The sequence below is a fragment of the Mesorhizobium sp. P2_F8 genome, from assembly GCF_056403655.1.
The window spans coordinates 1-1,386 of the sequence record NZ_JBFUFB010000101.1; the positions used below are offsets into that span (position 1 = coordinate 1).

1 protein-coding gene is annotated in these 1,386 nt (G+C 58.8%); it reads right to left on the reverse strand.

The features are described 5' to 3' along the window. The coding region (locus AC1DZP_RS36180; RefSeq protein WP_477309141.1) for a glycosyltransferase at positions 1–1,305 on the reverse strand (1,305 nt) is incomplete at its 3' end. Positions 1,306–1,386: the final 81 nt, after the last annotated feature.

A 1,386-nucleotide genomic window follows, 5' to 3' on the forward strand; every position in this document is an offset into this window, starting at 1 on the left:
GCCCATGATGCTCCATTGCTGGAGCGTGCGCCGCCCGGCTTCCAACTCGGCAATTGGCGCGGTACTTGGAGGAAGAACCATTTCGAGATCGACAGCGGCGGCCGCCATCAGGGTGGCAAGGTCCTCCTCATGAAGTGCCGCCGCAGATGTTTTGCCCCACTCATCGATTTGTTGAACATAGGCACTCATGTTGTAGGCCGCATGTCCTACTCGCGCCACTTCCGCTGCCAAGGCCTTTGCCTTGTCGCGGTCGTCTGCCAGCCCGCACAAGATGGCGGCTGCGGCATGGGTATCGAGGTGAGGTGCAATGAGAGGACGTGTTGCAGCGTCGGCCCCTAAGATTTCCGCCGTTCCACAAGCCCCCTGGAAGCACACGGTCGGTATCCCGCGCACAACCGTGTCGATGGCCACGTTTGGCTGCGGATCCAGGCGGGAACTGAGAAAGAAGGCGTCTGCAACGGCATATGCGGGCTCCAAATCCGATACCGGATCAAGCATCACCAGGCTATCTCCCAGATCGGACTGGGCTATCTGGTAGGCGAGATACGCGGAGTAGCCACTGTCATTTTCCGGATCGTACCCGTCACCGATCCAGACAAATCGAAAGCGAACATCCGGTCGCAGTCGTTTCGCCGTGGCGGCAGCGCTTATGAAAAGATCAACGCCTTTGCGAATGTGCACCATGCCGGCGCCAAGCACGAGAAAGGAAGTTTCCTCACCTTCGGGCCGCAAACGAAGCAGGAACTCGTCGCGTTTTTTGTCAGCCGGCTCATCAGCTGAGGACACTGGCGGTGGATCGCTGCGCCCCTGAGCCATGATATGAATTCCGGGGCGCCTTTCGAGGCCAGGAAAGGCATCGTACGAAGACTGCGCAACGATCTCGGCAGGAAATACGACATGCTGCGCCCAGTCATAAACGTTACGCATCTTGGCTACAGGGCGCGTGTAGGCGGCAAACTCATGCACCAAAGCAACGCTCGGCACCCCACAAGACGCCAAGGCAGGCACCATGATCTGCGTTTCTATGCTGTTGGCGATGGCATAAAGCGGTTTGAATTCCTCTGTGATCCGCTTGGCCAGCCGGGCCGCATCCACAGGGTTCCAGTCCTCCCATGTCAACGGACCGACGGACGAGGCGGCAACGGCGATGAAGTCGCTTTCCAGTTCTCCAGTGCGCATCATCAGGGAAACCACCGTTGCCCTTTTCGCGAGTTCCCGGGCTAGGTTCCAGCCCAACATAGGCGCGCCGGTCCTCGAAACCTCATGCGAAATCAGAAGCACAACCGGCTTTTCCGACTGCGGCAAGGGCGAAAACTCTAGCCTATCAACGACAGAAACTCCTCGCCGACCTTCGCGCCTGCCATCGTGCTGGTAATGCAGTAGAGG